Origin of the sequence: Candidatus Microthrix subdominans (assembly GCA_016719385.1) — a bacterium.
Taxonomy (GTDB): Bacteria; Actinomycetota; Acidimicrobiia; order Acidimicrobiales; family Microtrichaceae; genus Microthrix; species Microthrix subdominans.
In genome coordinates, this window is the sequence record JADJZA010000003.1 from 116,770 (window position 1) to 137,379 (window position 20,610).

Here is a 20,610-nt window from a genome sequence, read left to right on the forward strand (position 1 = left end):
GGTCCAACCATGTCGAAGATCGTGGTTCTGTCGATGGCGTACCGGGGCGATGTCTACCCGTACGTGCCAGTGGCGACCGAGCTCTGCCGACGCGGCCACCAGGTCACGTTCGTGCTGCCACGAGAGTTCCACCAGGAGCTGGCCGCCGAGCCGTTCACGTGCGTCCACAGCGGATCGGATCTTGGGCCCAACGCCCTCAACACCGAGGGCGAGTGGATCGCAAAATGGGGCATGCGCCTCGGCGGCACCCGGTTGCTTCAGCTCTACTTCGGCAAGTACACGGTTCCACATCTCGAGGCGCAGTACCGGGCCGTCTACGACGCTCTCGATGGCGCCGACGTCTTGTTCGGGCACCCAGCGGCGTGCATCGTCGGGGCGATGGCCGCCGAGCAACGAGGACTGCCCTGGATCGGCGGCGACCTCTTCCCGATGCTGGTGCCGACCGAGACCCAGAATCCGCTGCCGCCGGTGTCGACCCTGGGCCCCGGTTTGAACCGCCTGAGCTGGCGGATCGCACGAAGCCCCCGACCCAACTCGCTGACGTTCTCTCGGGACTTCGCCGACTTTCGGCGCGGCAAGGGGCTGGACGACACGCTGCGGAGCCCGCTGGATCTGCGCATCTCTCCCCACCTCAACCTGGGCATGGCCTCGCACCACTATGTGGCGCCGGCCCCCGACTGGCCATCGAACTACTCGCTGACCGGGTTTACCCACTGGGACAACGACCACGCCGGGTTGCCCGAGGGTCTCGACGAGTTTTTGGCGGCCGACGATCCGCCGCTGCTGATCACGTTGGGCACGTTGGCGGCGTCGAGCCATCCGGAGCGATTCGAGGCCGCGGTCAGGGCCGCGGACGCGCTCGGCGGGCGGACCGTGTCCCTCTGCTCCCTCAACAGCACGGTCGACGAGCTGAGTCGACGGTTCGATCCGTCACAGCACGGCGTCTGGCGTTTTGCGCCGCTGGCACAGGTGCTTCCCCGGGTCCGCGGGGTGGTGCATTCGGGCTCGCACGGCACGAACTCGATGACGCTGGCGGCCGGCCAACCGTCGGTGGTCATCCCGTCGATCTTCGATCAGGTCTGGCACGCCAAGCGGCAGGTGGAGTTGGGCACCGGGGTCCACGCCAAGGGCACGGGTGATCTTGGCTCCGCGATCGCCAGACTCGACGGCGATGAGTCGTTGGCGATCGAGGCACAGCGGCTCGGTGTGCTGCTCGAACGCGAGGACGGGGTGGCGACCGCAGCCGACCGGATCGAGGCGTTCCTCGGCGGGTGACCTTGACCCACTGCGGCTCGGGTCCGGGGACCGGCGTTCGAGGGCCAAGCGTCATTCCGGTGCCGGCACCTCGACCCGATGCAGATCGTCGCCCAGCTCGATCGTGCCGTCGAAGTGCTCGGCGGCCCGGGCCCGCCAGTCCTCGCCGCCGCCGGAGGGAAACGCCGGCATGTAGTGGGTGAGCACGAGGGTGTCCATGGCCGCCCGCTGCGCGGTCTGGGCGGCCTCCTCGGGCGACGAGTGGTAGTCGAGGACGTCAAGCAGGCGAGGAATGGGGATCTCGGCGATCACATCCTTGCGGATCGCGGTGTGCACCAGCGCCTGGGCGCCCTGGCAGAGCCCGTCGAGGCCGGCGCAGGGCACGGTGTCGCCCGCCGTCACCACGGCGGCACCCTCGTGATCGAAGCGGAAGCCGATGCTCGGGTCGGCCGGGCGGTGGTCGGTTGGGGCGCAGCTGACGCGCACCGGGCCGGGCAGCGGCACCGGGCCGTTGGTCACCTCGGTGACCGAGACCATCGGCCGCTCGGTCAGGTCGTCGTGGTGGGCCATGCGATAGCAGATGTCCGACCCAAGCGACGCCAGGATGGCCTCAACCACCGCCGCGATGCCCGGAGGGCCCACGATGTTGAGGGGGGTCGGCTCGAAGGTGCCGATCCACACGGCGGTGATCAGGTCGCCCAGGTCGGTGATGTGGTCGGAGTGCAGGTGGGGGGGGTGGCGGCGGCGGGGTGGTGGCAGGGGGGGTCGGTCAGCTGCCGCGGCCGGTTGGGCCGCCTTCGGTTGGACTGCGGTCGGCGCGGACGGGTCACTGGCGGGCCATCTCGGCTCGGGCGGTGGCGCGGTCGGCGCCCGGGGCGTGGCCGTGCAGCTGGATCTCCACCTCGTGAAGGGTTCCGGAGAAGGGAAATGCCCCCTGGTAGCGCGGCGACACGGCCGACCCACCGCCGTAGCCGATGCTGGAGCCCACCGAGGAGATCACGCGCAGGTACAGCGGCAGCTTGGCCGAGCCGGCGGGCACCCCGTCGATGAGCAGCTCGGCCGATCCGCTCATCCCGTCGCCGCGGGTGCAGCGCAACACCAGCTCGGCGTCTCGAGCCGGCACCTCCACATCGGATTCGATCACGGTGTGGTCGTCGAAGGCGTTGTAGTCGAGCACCAGGCGACCGTCCTGCACGAACAGTGCGATCCCCGAGTTCTCGGTGCCGGTCGAGAACAGCACGCCGCCGTCGGCGGCGCTGCGCGTGACCCGGGCGGTCAGCGTGAAGCTGCGGCCACCGATCGGTGCCGAGGCCTGGGCGGGCATGGGCGACATCGGCGGTCGGTACCGGTAGCGGCGATCGACCGGGTGTGGGGACCGGTCGCGGAAGCGGGCGCCGAACAGCTCGAACGTGCGGTCATCGAGGGGCAACACGCCGTGGCGGTCGGCCTCGACCCACCACAGCGCCACCAGCTCGGCCAGCTTGTCGGGCTGCGCCTCGGCCAGGTCGTCGCACTCCGAGCGGTCCTCGGCCAGGTGGTACAGCTCCCAGGCCTCGGCGTCGTAGTCGGCCCCGGGGGTGTGCTTGCACACCGCCTTCCACTCCCCCGCAACCAGCGCCCTGCTGCCGCCCATCTCGAAGTACTGCAGGGTGTTGGTCGCCGGCTCATCGGCTGCTTGGAGCACCGACGCGAAGCTGTTCCCGGTCACCGGCAGCTGTTCGATGCCCCGATAGGTGCCCGGCGCCTCGACGCCGACCAGCTCGTAGAGCGTCGGGGCGATGTCGGCGACGTTGACGAACTGGTCGCGGCGGGTGCCCCGCTGGGCCGGGTCCAGGCCGTCGGGCCACGAGATCACCATCGGCACGTGCACCCCGCCCTCGTGGGTGTTCTGCTTGTACCACTTGAACGGCGAGTTTCCGCACTGGGCCCAGCCCCACGGATAGTTGGTGTGGCTGTGCGGGCCGCCGATGTCGTCGATGCGCTCGATCGCTTCGTCCGGCGTTTCGAGGATGCCGTTGAAGAACTTCATTTCGTGCATCACGCCGTACGGACCGCCCTCCTGGGAGGCCCCGTTGTCGGCGAGGACACACAGCACGGTGTTGTCGAGCTGACCCAACCGGTCGAGCCCCTCGACCAGCCGACCGATCTGGTCGTCGCTGTGATCGAGAAAGGCGGCGAACGCCTCCTGCAGCCGGGCGGCGAGGCGACGCTGGTTCTCCGGCAGGTCCTCCCACGGCTCGACCCCGGGGTTGCGTGGCGCCAGCTCGGTTCCCTCGGGGATCACCCCCAAGGCAAGCTGACGCTCGAACCAGCGCCGGCGCACCACGTCCCAGCCCTCGTCGTAGCGACCCCGGTACTTCTCCAGGTAGGCCTCGGGGGCCTGGTGCGGGGCGTGGGTCGCGCCGAAGGCGAGATAGGTGAAGAACGGACGGTCGGGGCGCACGCCCACCGAGTCGGCGATCATCCCCAGCGCCTGGTCGACCAGGTCCTCCGAGAGGTGGTACCCGCCGTCACCACCGACCGGAGAACCGTCCTGGCCTCCGTGGCCCGAACGGTCCGAGCGAACCGGAGACGGAGCCTCAACGTGGTGGTTATCGCACACCAGGTCGGGGTGGAACTGGTCGGTCTCGCCCTCGAGGAAACCGTAGAAGCGGTCGAAGCCCCGGCCGAGCGGCCACTGATCGAAGGGCCCGGCGGCCGAGCACTGCTCCATGCGGGCCAGGTGCCACTTGCCGACGCAGAACGTGGCGTAGCCGTCGTCCGAGAGCACCTCCGCCATCGTGGCCGCATCGTTGGAGATATGCCCCAGCATGTTGGGGAACCCGGTGCGAAAGTTGGAAATCGCCCGCATGCCGACCGCGTGGGCCGAGCGGCCGGTCAAGAGCGACGCGCGAGTGGGCGAGCACAGCGGTGTGGCGTGGAAGTTGGTGAACTGCAATCCCCCGGCCGCCAGCGCATCGATGTTGGGGGTATCGATGTCGGACCCGTAGCAACCGAACTGGGCGTAGCCGGTGTCGTCGAGCAGCACGACCACAACGTTGGGCGCAGAGTCGTTGGGCGCAGAGTCGTTGGCCGCAGAGTCCCGACCGCCGAAGGCGTCGTCGGGGTGTGGGCCCTCGTCGAAGTACGGCTCGGACTCTGCAACGGTGCGCCCGATGCGCCCCTCAAACCTGGACGGTCGTGACATGTGCCCCCCTCCATGCACGACGACGCCGCGCCCGATCACTGTAGGCGGTGACCCGCATTGTGCAAGTAGCACTGTCACAACTAGCAGGCGAGGTCCGCAGCCGCGTCCAACCCTGGGGCTCGACGTTGGGATACGGTCCGTCCGGGGTGTCACGGGGAGGTCGTAGCAGTGGGGTTCATCAAGCCGCGTCTGGCCGAGGTCGAACCGGGGTGGGCCGATGGGCGACGCTCCGACCGCATCCGGCCGATGGCACAGGATTGGGCCGAGGCCGGGTTTGGCACCCCCGACGCCGTGCTTGTGCTGTACGCCCTCAAGATCGCCCTGTACTCGCTGGGTGCGGCGCTGGTCGTGTCGCTCACGCCGGGGATCGGCACGCTGGGAAACATCTCCACCTGGTGGACCGAGCCGATCGCCTTCCAGAAGGTGGTCGTGTTCACCCTGCTGTTCGAAGTGCTCGGCCTCGGGTGCGGGTTCGGCCCTCTGACGATGCGTTTCCTGCCTCCGATCGGCGGCTTCTTGTATTGGTTGCGCCCGGGCACCATCCGCCTGCCGCCCTGGCCGAACCACCTGCCGGGCACCGCCGGGACGCGCCGCACCCCGCTTGATGTGGCGCTCTACGTCGGTGTGATCGCTGCGGCGATCTGGGCGCTGGCGGGCTCACCCGAGGTGGGCCTCGGGGCGCTCGCTCCCGAGTCGGGCGCGCTCGGCACGCTTGCCGTCGGCCGGGTGCTGCCGCTGCTGGTCGTCGTGCCGCTGCTCGGGCTGCGGGACAAAACCATCTTTCTGGCGGCGCGCAGCGAAGTCTACCTCGTCATGTGCGTGGCCTTCCTGTTCGGTGGCGTCGACATGATCGTGGCGCTCAAGCTGGTGATGGTGGCGATCTGGTGGGGGGCAGCCACCTCCAAGCTCAACGCCCACTTCCCGTTCGTCGTGTCGGTGATGCTGTCCAACAGCCCGCTGCTGCGCAACAAGGCGCTCAAGCGTCGGTTCTTTCGGTCCCACCCGGACGACCTCACCCCGTCGCGCCTCTCGGCCGCGCTCGCCCACGGTGGCACCGTGTTCGAGTTCGTGGTGCCCGCCGTACTGCTGTTCTCCACCGGCGGTGCGCTCACCACAGCGGCAGCCGCAGCCATGATCGGCTTCCACCTCTTCATCATCAGTTCGCTTCCGCTCGGCGTGCCGCTCGAATGGAACGTCTTCATGATCTACGGGACCTGTGTGCTGTTCGTCCACGACGCAGCCTGGGGCGTGGGCGATGTGTCCAACCCGCTGGTGTGGGCGCTGATCGCGTCGCTGGTGGTGTTGGTCGCAGCGGGCAACTACCTGCCCGAACGGTTCTCGTTTCTCGTCGCCATGCGCTAGTACGCGGGCAACTGGGCCACCTCGCTGTGGTCCTTCACCCCGGAGGCCACCGAGCGCTTCGAGCACCACGTCGTCAAGTCAGCAACCATGCCGGCGGCCCAGCTCGAGCGCCTCTACGGCAGCGAGGTCGCCGAATCGCTCGCCTTCAAGGGATATGCCTTCCGGTCGATGCACTCCCACGGCCGGGCGCTGTTTGGCCTGCTGCCCCGGGCGCTGGGCGGCGACGGCGGAACCCGGCACGTGTCCGTCGACGGCGAGTTCGTCGCCGGCGCGGCGCTGGGTTGGAACTTCGGCGAGGGACACCTGCACCACCAGCAGCTGCTCGATGCCCTGCAGGAGCGCTGCGCGTTCGAGCCGGGCGAGGTGCGGGTGATCATGTTGGAGTCCCAGCAAATGGGCACGCCCCACCAGCGCTACCGCCTGGTCGATGCGGCCACCGGCGAGTTCGAACGGGGCACGGTGGCCGTGGCCGACATGGTGTGTCGTCAGCCGTGGACCGACGAGATTCCCGTGACGCTGGAGGCCGAACCCGGCGCATCGTGACCGAGCCCGGGTGCACGCCCTTGCTGGGCATCCACCCGGACGCGACAGCGGACGCCGGCCGCTGAGGCACGACGTCCGCTGTTCCCCCTGCGGGAGGACCGCTTACGGTTTGGGCCGTGGCCCCAACCGCGGGTGATCAGCCGAAGGCCAGGGCGTTGGGGCCCTCAGCGATCGGGGCTCCGTTCACGGTGAACACGCCGCCGACGAGCGGACCCTTCTGAAACACGTTGGGCCCGTTGGGCGCGTTGCCAACCGTGTTGGAGGTGACGCTGGTGTTGGACACCGTCAGCGTTCCGCCGGGCGAGTTCCACAGACCGCCGCCCTCGTTGGAGGCGTGGTTGGCCAACACCTGGCTGGCGTCCACGGTCACCACGCTGGCTCCGCCGAGATGCATGCCCCCGCCGTTGCCGGGCGCGTTGCCGGTCGAGTTGCGGTTCAACTCCACATCGGCCAGGTCGGCGCTACCGCCGGCCACCTCGATGCCGCCACCGGCACGAGCCGAGACGTTGTCCGAGACGGTCGAGTTGGTCACCGTGGTGGCACCGTGCTCGCTGAGGATGCCGCCGCCCGAGCCGGAGCCCGCATCGGCGACGTTGCCACCGGCGGTTTCAACTGCGCCACCCGCACGGGCGGCCGAGTTCTGGCCGAACGTGCTGTTGCGGACGGTCAACGTGCCGGCGTTGTTGAACACGCCGCCACCCGAACCCGAGCCCTGAACGGCCGAGTTGTCCGACACGGTGGACGTGTTCACGGTGAGGCTGCCGCCGTCGTTGAACAGGGCACCACCACCGTTGTCGGGGTCGACGCCGTTGGCGATGTTGCCGGTCAGCGTCGTGCCCGCCACCGTCATCGTGCCGCCGCCCGAGTTCCACAGGCCGCCACCCTCGGAGCCGGCCGTGTTGTCGGTCACGACCGAGCGGTTGACCGTCACGTTGCCGACGCCGGTCAGGTGCAGCGCACCGCCGTTACCGGGCATCGGTCCGGCGACGTTGCCGCTCATCGTGGTGTCGTCGACCTGAGTTCGTCCGCCGCTGGCCTCGATCGCTCCCCCGGCGCGAACGGCCGAGTTGTTCGACAGGTTGGAGTTGGTCACCATCACGGTGCCACCCTCATTGAGCAGTGCGCCTCCGGAGGCCCCGGCTCCGGTCACCCGGTTACCGGTTGCGGTCACCCGGTGAAGCAACAGGTTGCCCTTGCTGCGCACGGCGCCACCCGACTCGGTCGGCACCGCCGAGGCACCGACCAAGCGGAGGTTCCTCGCATCCAGTGACCCCTCCTGGGCGACGTCAAAGATGCGATCGCCCAGACCGGACGCATCGACCGTTGCGCCCCGGCCATCGATGATCACCTCGCCAACAACATCCAGGTCGCCCTTCGTCGGGCTGTCCGACGATCCGCCCTCCAGGTTCAGCGAATAGGTGGCGCGTCCGAGGTGGATCGTGGTCGGCCGGTTCTGAGCGTTGGCTTCGGTGACCGCCGCCCGAAGCGAACACTTCAATGTGGCGTCGGCGCACAAGCCATCTCCCGCCTTGAAGTCGGAGGTGTCGGCGGTGGTGTTCACCGTGAACTCTGTCGGCTTGGGCGGCGCCGGTGGGGCGGGCGCGCAACCGAGCGCAACCGAGCGCGACCAATCCGAGACCTGCGAGGCCCAGGGAGAGCTTCCTATACATTCTTGATGCCTTTCACGAAGCATGATCAACTCATGCCGGTGGGTGAATGAGGTGCAAGCTCTCCCTCGTCACAAGCTCGCGTCGGTGACCGTAGTCACCGACGGTGGCCACGGTGCATCGCCCCGCAAGATTCCCTGAGATACCGTCCGGTGCATCGTCGGTCGGGGAAAGGGGTGCATCAGGGTGAGCCTTCGCCTGGGCGTGATCGGCCTCGATCACCTGCACGTTTTCGAACTGGTGCAGGGACTGCTCGACGCCGGCGCCAACGCCGCGACCCACGTCGCCGACGGGGAGTTCCTCGAACTGTACGAGGGCTGGCGACCGGACTCCGTGGCCGTCCACCCGGCCGAACTGCTCGCCGACGACCGCATCGACGTCGTGGTGACCGCAGGCATCCCCTCGCAGCGGGCCGACGTGGCCGTCGCCGCGCTCTCGGCGGGCAAACACGTCCTGAGCGCCAAGCCCGGGGTGACCACCGCCCCGGACCTGCAACGCGTTCGCCGGGCGGTGGCCACCTCCGGGCGTCGCTGGAGCGTGCTGTTCACCGAGCGGTTCACCAACCGCGCCACCTCCGAGGCGATCCGACTGGCCCGCAGCGGCGCCGTCGGCCAAGTCGCCCACGTGATCGGCTCGGGGCCCCACACCCTCAACGCCGACGAGCGACCCGCCTGGTTCTTCGACGCGGCCACCTCGGGGGGCATCCTGGTCGACCTCGCCTCGCACCAGGTCGATCAGTTTCTGGCGATCACCGGTGATCTCGACGCCGCGGTGACCGCCGGCTCAGAGGGCAACCTCACCCACCCCGAGCACCCCGGATTCGCCGACATCGGCACGCTTTGCTTGGTGGCGAGTGCCGACGGTGGCCCGGTGGTCGGCGATCACCGCGTCGACCTGTTGTCCCCCGCCGGGCTGGGCACCTGGGGCGACGTGCGCCTGTCGATCGTCGGCACCGAGGGAACCCTCGAGGTGCGGGCCAACATCGACCCGGCCGGGCGGCCCGGCGCCGAGCACCTGATCCTCGTCGACGGCGAGGGCACCCGACGCGTCGACTGCTCGGCGGTCTCGCTCGACTGGGCACAGACGCTGATCGAGGACTGGGCCGACGGCGGGGAACGGCTGATCGGCCAGGCCCACACGTTCGCCGTCTCCGAGCTGACGCTGGCCGCCCGATCGATCGCCACCCCCTGGGGTGCGCGGTCCCAGACACGAGGCGACGGCTGACGCTCGCGCCGGGGCGACCGCCACGGATCGGGCCTGGCCGCCCCCGATTGGTACCGTTCACCCATGGCATTGCGAGACACCAACATCGACCGACTGCGCGACGGGATGGTCGACGTGGCCATCGTGGGCGGCGGAATCAACGGGGCGGTCACGGCCGCCTCGCTGGCCGGGCGGGGTGCCTCGGTCGCCCTGATCGACCGAGCCGACTTCGGCTCCGAGACCAGCCAGGAGAGCTCCAACCTGGTGTGGGGCGGGTTCAAGTACCTGGAGAACTACGAGCTGCCGCTGGTGTACAAGCTGTGTGAGAGCCGCAACCGGCTGATGAAGGCCTACCCCGACAACGTGGCCGAGCTGTCGTTTCTGGCCGCACTGGACGACAGCTCGCCCTACCCGCCATGGTTCGCTGCCCTCGGCGCCACCGCCTACTGGGGCATCGGCAAGTTCCGCACCCGGCCACCCAAGCTGCACAGCGCCGAGGCGATCAAAAAGACCGAACCGGTCATCGATACGGACGGCGTCCGGGGCGGCATCGAGTACCGGGACGCCTACCTGCGCGACAACGACGCCCGCTTCGTCTTCGGGTTCGTCCGCTCGGCGATCGAGGCCGGGGCGGCGGTGGCCAACTACGTCGACCTGGTCGATGCCCAGCGCAGCGATGGTCACTGGCAGCTCGGCCTTGCCGACCTGGAGTCCGGCGAACGCCTCGAGCTGAAGGCCCGCACGATCGTCAACGCCGCCGGCCCCTACGTCGACGGGCTCAACTCCGCCTGGGGCGTGACGACCGAGCATCGCATCGTCTATTCCAAGGGCATCCACCTGATCGTCCCCCGGCTGACGACCACCGAACACCAGCGGGTGCTCGCCTTCTTCGATGACAGTGGGCGGCTGTTCTACGTGATCCCCATGGGTATCCGCTCGGTGATCGGCACCACCGACACCCGCACCGACGACCCCCGTGCCGGCGTCACCGACGACGACCGGGCGTTCCTGTTGGATCAGATCAACAAACGCCTCGATCTACCCAAACCCCTGACCACCGATGATGTCATCGCCGAGCGCTGCGGCGTTCGACCCCTGGTCGTGCCCAACTCGGGTGGCGACCGCACCGACGTCGATTGGACGTCGCTCAGCCGTAAGCACGAGATCGAGGTGGACCGCGCCCGCAGCGTGATCTCCATCTTCGGCGGCAAGCTGACCGACTGCCTCAACGTCGGCGAGGAGGTGGCCGACGCTGTCGAGGACCTGGGGCTGCCCCTCGAGAAGGACACCGGCACCTGGTACGGCGAGCCGACCAGCGAAACCCGCGACGTGTTCTACCGTCAGGCCCGCCTGATGCGCCTGGACGACCTGCGAGTGCGACCCGACGTGGAGCCGCTGTCGGACCGCCTCTGGCGGCGCTACGGACGTCGGGCGTTCGCCATGTTGGAGGCGATCCGCTCCGACCCGTCGATGGGCGAAGACATCTTCGGGGGCACCGACTACCTGCGCGTCGAGCTGTACCTGGCCGCCAGCACCGAGATGGTGACCCGCCTGGAGGACTTCATGCGCCGCCGCTCGAAGATCGAACAGGTGGTGCCCAACGCCGACCTTGGCGACACCGAGGGCCTGCGCGAGGTGTGCGACATCCTTTTCGGCGACGAGGCCGAGGCCAAGCTGAACGAGTTCCTCGCCGGCCCGTACGGTCAGCCGGGCCCCGGGCAATCGGTGGCGGCACCGAGTGCGGCGCACACCTCCGACGTGCGCTCAGACTGAAGGCTCCTCACACGCTGGGTCAGCACCAGGTGCGGTCGCCGCCCCGCGTCGGGGTGTTCGTAGGGCCACACCTCACCGCCACACCTCACCGCGCGCAACCGCGGCGGTAATCCCGCTTCGGATTCTTCCTGATCGAGGCGTTGCAAGATCCCTCGGGTCGAGGCGTCAGCGAGTCGGTCGAGATCGGCCCAGCCATCGGGTTGGTGCTGCGGCATTCGCAGATACCCCTCGACGATCCTCCGGCCGGTCGCTGGGCGATCGTCCGGGTACGTGCAATTGGGTCATCATGTGGCAACGCTCGGCCATTGACACCTACGGATGCGGTGACGTGCTGGTCCGGACGCGGAGGGAGACGCCCCGGCTTCGGAGCGCCTCCCTCATTGCGTTACTGGTTGTGAACGACGGATCGACGCGTGTTGCATCGAGCGGGACTGTTCCCGATCATCGATCCGCCGGGTGTCTGGCGGGGATTCGCCAAAGAGATCCAGCGAGCCGCTTTAGCGGCCAGCCACCTCCGAAGTCCCATAAGAACTGTCGTTGATGTGGACCACCTCCTTTCCTCGGTCCAACCATCCAATCACGCCGGCCCTCCGGTTGGAAACCGCTTTCTCGAAGGCCCCGGAACAGCTCGCCGCTCAGCCCCAACGGTCCGGCGAGCAACGACGGGACGACGCGCCCGCATACGGGGCCTGGGGCGCCAGGTGTCAGGGACTACCCCTGGCCGCACAGGCGGTCCCGATCGAGATCGACCCGGCGCAACAGCTGGGCGTTGGCCGCCACGATCACGGTGGAGGCCGACATGATGATCGCTCCGACCGCCGGCGACAGGGTGATACCCGCAAACGCGAGCACCCCGGCGGCCAACGGGATGGCGATCAGGTTGTAGCCGGCACCCCATGTTAGGTTCTGAATCATCTTGGTGTAGCTCGCTTTGGACAGCTTGAGCACCCCGAGCACGCTGCGGGGGTCCGACGAGGCCAGCACCACCCCGGCCGACTCCATCGCCACGTCGGTGCCCGCCCCGATGGCGATGCCGACGTCGGCGCGGGCCAGGGCCGGCGCGTCGTTGACGCCGTCGCCGACCATCGCCACGCGCCGGCCCCGACCCTGGAGCTCGGTCACTTTGGAGTCCTTGTCCTCGGGCAGCACCTCGGCGAACACCTCGTCGATGCCCAGCGCATCGGCGACCGAGTCGGCCACCTGTTGGGCGTCGCCGGTGATCATCGCCGTTTGAATCCCCACATCCGCAAGCGCTCGAACGGCGTCGGCCGACTCCGGGCGGATGGCGTCCTCCATGGCAAAGGCGCCCACCACCTCGCCGTCCGCGATGACGTGAAGCACCGACGCGCCCCGCTCGCGCCATTGCTCGGTGGTCTCGGCCAGCGCTTCGGGCACCTCGACGCCCCGGTCCTCGAGCAACGCCGGGCCGCCGACCGCCGTCTCGACCCCATCGACCGTGGCGGTCACGCCCCTGCCGGCCAGGCTGCGGTGGTCGCTGCCCCGACCGACAGCGTCGTCCTGGCCGGCCCGGGCGATGATCGCCCTGGCCAGGGGATGTTCGCTCTCGGCCTCCACTGCGGAGGCCAGCGTCAACAACCGGTGCTCGTCCACCCCGGCGACGGCCAGGTCGGTCACCTCGTGCTCCCCGGCGGTCAGCGTGCCGGTCTTATCGAACAACACAACGTCGACCCGGCGCATCCCCTCGAGCGCCAGGCGGTCCTTGATCAGGATGCCCGACGAGGCCGCGACGCTGGTCGACACGGCGATCGTCAGCGGAATGGCCAGGCCGAGGGCGTGGGGGCACGCGATCACCAGCACGGTCACCGTCCGCTCGACCGCATTGGCCGGCTCGCCGAGTGCCATCCAGACCACGAAGGTGAGCAACCCGGACCCGATCGCGGCGTAAAACAGCCAGCCGGCAAAGCGGTCGGCCATCGCCTGGGCTCGCGAGTGGGACGACTGGGCCTCCTCGACCAGGCGCTGGATGCCGGCCAACGCAGTGTCGTCTCCGGTGGCGTCGACCCGGATGCGAATCGACGAGTCGGTCGACACCGTGCCGGCGACGACCGCGTCGTCCACCTTTTTGGCCACCGGCCGGGACTCGCCGGTGATCATCGACTCGTCCAGTTCGGCAGCGCCGTCGGTGATCGTCCCGTCGACCGGCACCCGGCCGCCGGCCCGCACGAGCACGATGTCGTCCTCGGCCAGCTCCGCGATGGCGACCGTTGTCGGCTCGCCGTCAGCGTCGAGCCGTTCGGCATCGTCGGGCAACAGCTCGGCCAGCGCTGCCAGCGCACCCTGGGCCCGCCCGACCGCTCGCATCTCCAGCCAGTGGCCGACCAGCATCACGGTGACGAGCGTCGCCAGCTCGAACCACAGGTCGACGTCGATCAGTCCGAACTGGGTCGCCACCGATGCCACGAACGCCACGATCAGGCCCAGCGAGATCAACAGCATCATGCCCGGCTGGCGGGCCTTGATCTCCGACACCCCACCGCGCAGAAACACCGGCCCGCCGTACGCAAACACCGCCGTCGCAAACACAGCCGCCACCCAGTTGGACCCGGGGAACTCCGGGGCGGTGTAGCCGAGGAGGTCCTGAAGCATCGAGCTGTAGATCACCGCCGGCACGGTCAGCAGCGCGCTGACCAGCACCTTCTGGCGAAACATCGCCGCGTGGTCGTCGTGGTCCAAGGGCGTTACACCAGACCAAATGCCATCATCGCGGCAGCCACCCGCTTGAACCCGGCCACGTTGGCGCCGGTGACGTAGTCGCCGGGGCGGCCGAACTCATCCGCGGTGCTCAGGCAGGTGTCGTGGATGTTCGACATGATCTTGGCCAGCCGATCCTCGGTGTAGTGGAACTCCCAGGAGTCGCGACTGGCGTTCTGTTGCATCTCGAGCGCCGAGGTGGCAACGCCGCCGGCGTTGGCGGCCTTGGCCGGGCCGAAGAGGATGCCGTTCTCCCGGAAGACGTCGATGGCGGCTGCGGTACAAGGCATGTTGGCACCCTCGACCACGGCGATGCAGCCGTTCTTGGCCAGGCTCGCCGCATCGCGACCGGACAATTCGTTCTGGGTGGCGCACGGAAACACCACCTCGGCCGGGATCGACCAGACGCTGCCCGCCGGATGGTGGGTGACGCCGCCGCGCCGCTCGGCGTAGGTGGTCAGCCGCTGGCGCTCGACCGACTTCACCTGCTTGAGGAGGTCGAGGTCGATTCCCGCCGGGTCGTGAATGAAGCCGTCGGAGTCCGAGCAGGCGACGACGATCGCGCCCAGCTGATGCAGCTTTTCAATCGCGTAGATGGCGACGTTGCCCGAGCCGGAGACGATGCAGCGCTTGCCCTCGATCGAGCCGTTCTGCGCTTCGAGCATCTCCTTGGCGAAGAACACCGCGCCGTAGCCGGTGGCCTCGGTGCGCACCTGGGAGCCGCCCCATTCCGTGCTCTTGCCGGTGATCACCGCCGACTCGTAGCGGTTCGTGATCCGCTTGTACTGGCCGAACAGGTAACCGATCTCGCGGGTGCCCACGCCGATGTCGCCGGCGGGCACGTCGGTGTACTCGCCCAGGTGGCGGTACAGCTCGGTCATGAAGCTCTGACAAAAGCGCATCACCTCGGCGTCCGAGCGGCCCTTGGGATCGAAGTCGGAACCGCCCTTGCCGCCACCGATCGGCAGCCCGGTCAACGCGTTCTTGAACACCTGCTCGAAGCCGAGAAACTTGACGATGCCCAGGTTGACCGACGGGTGGAAGCGCAGGCCGCCCTTGAATGGCCCCAGGGCGCTGTTGAACTCGATGCGAAAGCCCCGGTTGATGTGGACCTGTCCCTGATCGTCGGCCCAGGGCACCCGGAAGATGATCTGACGTTCGGGCTCGGCCAACATCTGGATGACCTTGGCGTGCAGATACTCGGGGTGCTTGGCCACCACCGGACCCAGCGACTCGAGCACCTCCCGGGTCGCCTGGTGGAACTCCTGTTGCGCCGGGTTGCGGGAAACGACGTCGTGGTATACGGCCTTAACCTTCTCGTCGATCATGATGCCGGTAGTTTCCCAAGAAAACCGCCTCGCCGACCAACTCACCCGTCCGGCCGGGCCGCGACTCCGTTCGCTTCGGACGCAGGTCACACCGATTCGGTCACACCAAACCGGTCACACGGTCGAGCGGTGGACGCGTCCGATGCTCACCGGCCGGGCTCCTTGATCAGGATGCGGACGTCGGTGGCCACCACCCCATCCGGACGGGCAAAGAACGGGTTGATGTCGAGCTCGGCGATCCCGTCGACGGCCACGACCAGCGCCGAGATGCGGGCGAGCAGGTCTTCGATGGCCTCGGCGTCCACCGGGGGTGCGCCGCGGTGGCCGGCGAGCAGCTTCCAGCCGCGGATCGATCGCACCTGGTCGTGGGCATCCCTATCGGTCAGGGGCGCCAACCGGAAGGCCACGTCGTCGAGCACCTCCACCGAGGTTCCCCCCAGCCCGAAACCGATCAACGGCCCGAAGGAGGCGTCGCGGTCGACGCCGAGAAACAGCTCGATGCCATCCTCCATCGCACCGACGAGCGCCCCGTCCAGCCGTGCGTCGGTGCCTTCGGTCAGCGACGACACCGCCTGATAGGCCTTCGCCACCTCGTCGGCGGTCGCCAGGTTCAGATGGACCCCACCGACGTCCGACTTGTGGACGATCCCGGTCGAGGCCACCGTGACCGCCACCGGATAGCCGATCCCGTCGGCTGCGGCACGAGCCTCGGCGGCGCTCACCACCACCCGGCCTGCGTTCAGGTTGATGCCCACCGCGTCGAGTACCGCTCGCGCCTCGGCGACGGTGAGCCAACCCTCACCCCGCTGACTGAGCGCTTCGGTCACGATCCTCAGCGCCTCTTCGGTGTCACAGCCCTCCGGCTCGCCTACCCGCCCCAGGTCACGGGCCAGCCAGTCGCAGTAGTCACCGATCGGGCCCAGCAGCGGCGCCAGATCCTCGGGGAAGGCGAAGGTGGGGATCACTTCCCGCCCGCCGGCCTCCCCGTTCGCCTGCGGTTCGCTGTGCTGGCCTTCGCCGCCGACCACCGAGGCCAGCACGACTCCGTCAGCGCCCTTGGCCCGTGCGGCGGCCACGCCGTCGCTGATCGCCTGGGCGACGGCCTCGTCGTCCTCCAGGCCGATCGGCGTGTAGATGACGATGAGCACGTCCACCTCATCCAGCGACAACACCGCCTCGGTGACGTCGCGGTAGGCGGCCGCACCGGCGGCGGCCAACATGTCGATCGGGTTGCCCACCGACGCCGCGGCAGGAAGCTGCCGGGCCAACTCGGCGGACGCCTCGTCGCTGAGCGGCTCGACGGAGTAGTTGGCCCGCAGCAACGCGTCGACGCACAACACACCGGGGCCACCGGAGTTGGTCACCACTGCGGCGCGGCGGCCCTTGGGGCGGGGCTGGGAGCACAGGATGCGGGCGATCCCGAACATGTGCTCAAGCGATGCGGCCCGGATCACGCCGCTCTGCTCCAGCAGCGCCTCGACGGCGGTATCGGACCCGGCCAGGGCGGCGGTGTGTGAGCTGGCCGCCCGGCTGCCGGCGCTGGTCGTGCCCGACTTCACCATCACCAGCGGCAGCTGGCGGCTGGTCTCGGTGGCCACCTGCCGAAACCGGGCCGGATCGGTGAAGGACTCCAGGTACAAAAGGCCTGCCCCCGTCGCCGGGTCGGTACCCCAGAACTCGATCAGGTCCGACACCGTGATGTCGGCCTGGTTGCCGAGGCTGACGAAGTTGGACAGGCCCAGGCCCAGCCGGCGGGCCAGCTCGATGATGGCGATGCCGAGCGCCCCGCTCTGGCTGGCCAACCCGAAGTTGCCGACGGGGGGCATCTCGGGGGCAAACGAGGCGTTCATGTTCACCTCGGGGTCGGTGGCCAGCACCCCCAGACAGTTGGGCCCCACCAGGCGCATGCCCCGTTCGGCCACCAGGGCTGCCAGTTCGTCCTGTGCGGCGCGGCCCTCATCACCCGATTCGGCGAAACCGGCCGACACGACGACGACGTGACCCGCACCGACATCGGCCGCTTCGGCCACGACTTCGTGGACCAGCTTTGCCGGAACGGCCACCACCACGAGGTCAACCGGTTTCCCGATGGCGCTCAGCGATGGATGGGCCGGCACCGACCCGACGTGAGTGGCCGCCGGGTTGATCGCGTAGACCGGGCCCTCGAAGGGGCCCTCAACCAGGGCGTCGAGGATGCGGCGGCCGACCGCTCGGCGGTCGCGGGAAGCGCCCGCAACAGCGATCGAGCCCGGGGAGAACAGTCCGTTGATCATCCCTACAGTCCTACCCGAAGGGGCAGTGATACAAAAGAACGCCGGTCAGAACCACCCGTTACCGGCCCCCTAGCGAACGGTGGGCGTTGGCCCGATCAAAGACATCCTGAAGCTCCGGCAGGATGCGTTCGGTGAAGGCGGCGACGTTCGAACGAGGGATACGGCCCCCATGGGGGACGTCCGGCCACAGCGGCTCCCCGATCCAGATCACGGTCTTGCCGGGCCGGGGCACCTTGGTGCCCGTCGACATCGCCTCCTCGGTGCCCGCAATTCCGACCGGAACCACCGGCACCCGCTGGCGCGATGACAACCAGGCGGCGCCGTCGAACAGGTCTTCGACCGCCTCGCCGCTACGGCGGGTTCCCTCGGGAAACACCACCAGCGGCTGGCCATCGGCCAGAATCGCCTCAGCCACCCGCAGCGCGTGGCGATCGGCGGTGCCACGGTTGACCCGGAAGCCGCCCATCACGTCGACGAACGAGCCGAGCGACGGGTACTTCCACAGCGACTCCTTGGCCATCCAACGCACCCGGCGGCGGGTGACCATCGCTGCGAACAGGAAGTCCATACCCGACCGATGCGACGGGGCCAGGATGTACGGACCGGTGCGAGGCAGGCGCTCCATGCCGACGATCTCGTTGCGGTAGAGCCCCTTGGCCAACCCCCGCGTGGTTGCGGAGATCAGCCCGTAGCCGACACGAGCCCCGACCGACAGGGGCGGGGCCTCGGTCACCGGCTGCACCGCTCGCCCCTGCATGGCTCGTTGGCGGGGCGCAGGCGGCTCGACGCCCGTCCCGACGGCCACGTCCTCGACGACGTCCAGTTCGGTGGGGCGGGAAGCGCTGGCGGGTTCGCCACGTTCGCCACGTTCGCCAGGTTCGCCAGGACCAGGGCACGATGGCGAGCACTGCGTCGACCACCTCGGCGAGGGTCATCTCGGTCGTATCGATCTCCACGCCGTCGTCGGCCGGGCGCATCGGGTTGACCGCCCGGGTGGAATCGCGCAGGTCCCGCTCGGCGATCTGCGCCGCCAGCACCTCGACGTCCACACCGTCGGTCTCGCCGGCACGGCGGCGGGCCCGCTCGTCTGGCGTGGCGGTGAGAAACACCTTCACCGGGGCATCGGGAAACACGGCGGTGCCGATGTCGCGGCCTTCGATCACCCCACCGTCGTGCTCGGCGGCCCACGACCGCTGGCGGCGAACCAACTCGGCGCGCACGCCGGCATTGGTCGCCACCGGGCTCACCGCAGTCGATACCGCCTGGCCACGGATCGCCTCGGTGGCGTCGGTGCCATCGACGAAGATCCGGTCGTCGTCGAAGAACATCTCCACCCGTGCTGCCAGCGCGTCGAGGGCATCCCCATCATCGAGATCGATCTTGGCCTCGATGGCGGCGAAGGCCACCCCCCGGTACATCGCGCCAGTGTCGAGGTGGGCCATGTGCAGCTTGTCGGCCACGGTGCGGGCCACGGTCGACTTGCCCGAACCGGCCGGTCCATCGATGGCGATCACCCGATCGGCGCTCATGACGGCAGATCGTCGCGCAGCGCGGCGGCGCCGTGCTGGTAGACGTGGTGCAGCCCGTCGCGAGGCTTGGTGGTGTGCAGGTGCATCAAGATCCGGATGCACTGGGGCGTCGCCCCGGCGATGTCGAGCTCCCGGGCGCAGATCAGCGGGATGTCGCCGTAGCCCACCTGACGGGCGGCGAGGGCCGGGAAGACCGAGTGCAGGTCGTCGGTGGCGGTGAACAGCACCGAGACGACGTCGTCATGGGCAACGTCGTTGCGCTCGACCATCGCCGACAACAGCTCGACGGTGCGTTCGCAGACGTGCTCGCGCTCGTCGACATCGAAGGTGGTGGCGCCGCGGAGGGCCCGCATCGTTGGCATCGCAGGCTGATCTCGTCCCTCGGTCACGGGTCGCAAGCCTACCGTCCGCTGTGGCGTCACCACCCCTCCGACGTATCCCGGCCGGGTTGCGCCTCGTCGCTTGACACAACCTCGTCGGAAGCACCGTCGAGAGCACCGCCGGCAACGGCGTCGGAAGCACTGCCGGCAACGCCGCCGAGAGCACTGCCGGGAACGGCGTCGGAAGCACTGTCGGGAACGGCGTCGAGAGCACTGTCGGGAACGGCGCCGGGAACGCCGGCGGAAGCACCGCGGCGGCCGCCGCCCGACGTTCGGCCCGGGATCGCGGGGGTTGCTCACCGCTGACCGATCGCTCAAGCTCGCGCAGCTCGTCCATGGTCAGCTCGCGCCAGGCGCCGGGCGCCAGGCTGCGGTCGCTCAACGGCCCAAACCGGGTGCGCACCAGCCGCCGCACCGGGTGACCCAAGGCATCCAGCATGCGCCGCACCTGACGGTTACGTCCCTCGTGAATCGTCAAGCGCACCAGCCCCGGCGACGGTTGGGACGCCTTGGCGGGCGAGGTCATGCCGTCGTCCAGCTCGATCCCTCGCGAAGACGGCGCAGCTGCCCCGAGCTGAGGTGCCGTCCACCTCGGCCAGGTACTCCTTTTTCCACCCCGTAGGACGGATGGGTCAGCCGGTGGGTCAGCTCGCCGTTGTTGGTGATCAGCAACAGGCCCTCGGTGTCGCCGTCGAGGCGACCGACGGGAAACACCCGCGGCTCGGGCGGCACCAGTTGCACGACGGTGGGCCGCCCTGCGGGTCCGACGCCGTCGAGATCACGCCGGTGGGCTTGTTGAGCAGGTAATGGACCAGGCCGGGCGCCAAAGCGATCGGAGCCCCGTCCAGCTCGAGCAGCTGGACGGCGGGGTCGACGCGGTTGCCGAGCACCACCACCTTGCCGTCGACGCGAACGCGGCCGGCCTCGATCAGGTCTTCGGCGACCCGCCTGCTCGCCACCCCGGCTCGGGCCAGCACCTTCTGGACACGCTGGGGCCCCGAGTCTCCCTGCCCCGCAGGTACGTGGCCCTCGGCGTTCACTGGGGATCCGGCCAATCGGGCGGGTCGCGCAGCTCGGGTGGCTCCTGTTGCTCCCCGTTGCTCGCCGGCCCCGCTTCGACGCCGTTGGCCGCGCGGTCGTCGGCGATGCGGCCCACCACCGGTTCAGGAGGATCGATCGGCTCGGTGGCATCGAGGGCCAGTCCCCGCTCCAGCGCCTCGACCACCTCGGGTCCGGGTACGAAGTCGGCGACGCCGGGCAGTTCCTCCAGGCTGTCGAGGCCCATCCGCTCGAGGAAGTCCCGGGTGGTGCCCAACAGCACCGCCTGGCCGGGGCCGGGATCGCGGGCGATCTCGTCGATGTAACCCCGCTGGGTCAGCGTGCGAATCACGCCGTCGGC

At 69.1% G+C, this 20,610-nt stretch carries 12 protein-coding genes and 3 pseudogenes; 4 read left to right on the plus strand and 11 right to left on the minus strand.

The features are described from left to right. The first annotated feature begins 9 nt into the window (after positions 1-9). On the plus strand, positions 10-1,275 hold the full coding sequence (locus IPN02_07280) for a hypothetical protein (GenBank protein ID MBK9296637.1): 1,266 nt from the start codon (positions 10-12) through the stop codon (positions 1,273-1,275). Between the two features lie 51 nt (positions 1,276-1,326). Here the strand turns inward: IPN02_07280 and IPN02_07285 are convergent, their stop codons facing one another. Together IPN02_07285 and IPN02_07290 are read right to left on the minus strand one after the other, a co-directional pair. After that, the gene (locus IPN02_07285) at positions 1,327-2,013 is read right to left on the minus strand and encodes a ribonuclease Z (GenBank protein ID MBK9296638.1); all 687 of its coding nucleotides are present in this window, start codon (positions 2,011-2,013) and stop codon (positions 1,327-1,329) included. Between the two features lie 67 nt (positions 2,014-2,080). Then, positions 2,081-4,441 (minus strand): arylsulfatase, encoded by a 2,361-nt coding sequence (locus IPN02_07290; protein MBK9296639.1) that lies wholly within the window; start codon positions 4,439-4,441, stop codon positions 2,081-2,083. Between the two features lie 168 nt (positions 4,442-4,609). Between IPN02_07290 and IPN02_07295 the strand changes: the two are divergent. Beyond that, positions 4,610-6,346, plus strand: a pseudogene (locus IPN02_07295) (DUF3556 domain-containing protein). A gap of 136 nt (positions 6,347-6,482) precedes the next feature. Here IPN02_07295 and IPN02_07300 read toward each other — a convergent pair. Then, entirely contained in the window at positions 6,483-7,907 is a 1,425-nt protein-coding gene (locus IPN02_07300) for a hypothetical protein (protein MBK9296640.1), read from the minus strand. A gap of 292 nt (positions 7,908-8,199) precedes the next feature. Here IPN02_07300 and IPN02_07305 point away from each other — a divergent pair, with 292 nt between their 5' ends. Next, positions 8,200-9,237 carry a Gfo/Idh/MocA family oxidoreductase gene (locus tag IPN02_07305; protein MBK9296641.1) on the plus strand — a complete coding sequence of 346 codons (1,038 nt, stop codon included), beginning with the start codon at positions 8,200-8,202 and terminating at the stop codon, positions 9,235-9,237. A gap of 63 nt (positions 9,238-9,300) precedes the next feature. Beyond that, positions 9,301-10,989, plus strand: coding sequence for an FAD-dependent oxidoreductase (locus IPN02_07310; GenBank protein ID MBK9296642.1), 1,689 nt, complete (start codon positions 9,301-9,303; stop codon positions 10,987-10,989). A gap of 711 nt (positions 10,990-11,700) precedes the next feature. On the opposite strand, the gene IPN02_07315 is transcribed toward IPN02_07310, so the two are convergent. From IPN02_07315 to IPN02_07350, 8 genes and pseudogenes are all read right to left on the minus strand, one after another. After that, positions 11,701-13,659, minus strand: a complete 1,959-nt coding sequence (locus IPN02_07315; GenBank protein MBK9296643.1) for a copper-translocating P-type ATPase — start codon at positions 13,657-13,659, stop codon at positions 11,701-11,703. A 29-nt stretch (positions 13,660-13,688) separates the two neighbouring features. Further along, complete coding sequence (gene gdhA, locus IPN02_07320; protein MBK9296644.1) at positions 13,689-15,029, minus strand: NADP-specific glutamate dehydrogenase; 1,341 nt, start codon at positions 15,027-15,029, stop codon at positions 13,689-13,691. Between the two features lie 146 nt (positions 15,030-15,175). Next, entirely contained in the window at positions 15,176-17,302 is a 2,127-nt protein-coding gene (locus IPN02_07325; protein MBK9296645.1) for an acetate--CoA ligase family protein, read from the minus strand. Between the two features lie 58 nt (positions 17,303-17,360). Further along, positions 17,361-17,927, minus strand: a complete 567-nt coding sequence (locus IPN02_07330) for a 1-acyl-sn-glycerol-3-phosphate acyltransferase (protein MBK9296646.1) — start codon at positions 17,925-17,927, stop codon at positions 17,361-17,363. A gap of 268 nt (positions 17,928-18,195) precedes the next feature. After that, positions 18,196-18,831 (minus strand): annotated as a pseudogene (locus IPN02_07335) ((d)CMP kinase). Next, a complete protein-coding gene (gene aroH / locus IPN02_07340) occupies positions 18,828-19,193 on the minus strand; it encodes a chorismate mutase (protein ID MBK9296647.1) in 366 nt (121 codons plus the stop codon). Before aroH ends, IPN02_07335 begins: the two are co-directional and overlap by 4 nt. Positions 19,194-19,515: 322 nt before the next feature. Continuing rightward, positions 19,516-20,251: pseudogene (locus IPN02_07345) on the minus strand (rRNA pseudouridine synthase). Next, positions 20,248-20,610: SMC-Scp complex subunit ScpB (locus tag IPN02_07350; GenBank protein MBK9296648.1), on the minus strand; the 363-nt coding region annotated here is incomplete at its 5' end. The gene IPN02_07350 and the pseudogene IPN02_07345, both read right to left, overlap by 4 nt.

Coding starts and splice junctions, on each gene's coding strand:
- IPN02_07280 (MBK9296637.1), top strand. CDS start 10: ATGTCGAAGATCGTGGTTCTGTCGATGGCGTACCGGGGCGATGTCTAC.
- IPN02_07290 (MBK9296639.1), bottom strand. CDS start 4,441: ATGTCACGACCGTCCAGGTTTGAGGGGCGCATCGGGCGCACCGTTGCA.
- IPN02_07310 (MBK9296642.1), top strand. CDS start 9,301: ATGGCATTGCGAGACACCAACATCGACCGACTGCGCGACGGGATGGTC.
- IPN02_07315 (MBK9296643.1), bottom strand. CDS start 13,659: ATGTTTCGCCAGAAGGTGCTGGTCAGCGCGCTGCTGACCGTGCCGGCG.
- gdhA (MBK9296644.1), bottom strand. CDS start 15,029: ATGATCGACGAGAAGGTTAAGGCCGTATACCACGACGTCGTTTCCCGC.
- IPN02_07325 (MBK9296645.1), bottom strand. CDS start 17,302: ATGATCAACGGACTGTTCTCCCCGGGCTCGATCGCTGTTGCGGGCGCT.
- IPN02_07330 (MBK9296646.1), bottom strand. CDS start 17,927: ATGGAGCGCCTGCCTCGCACCGGTCCGTACATCCTGGCCCCGTCGCAT.
- aroH (MBK9296647.1), bottom strand. CDS start 19,193: ATGCCAACGATGCGGGCCCTCCGCGGCGCCACCACCTTCGATGTCGAC.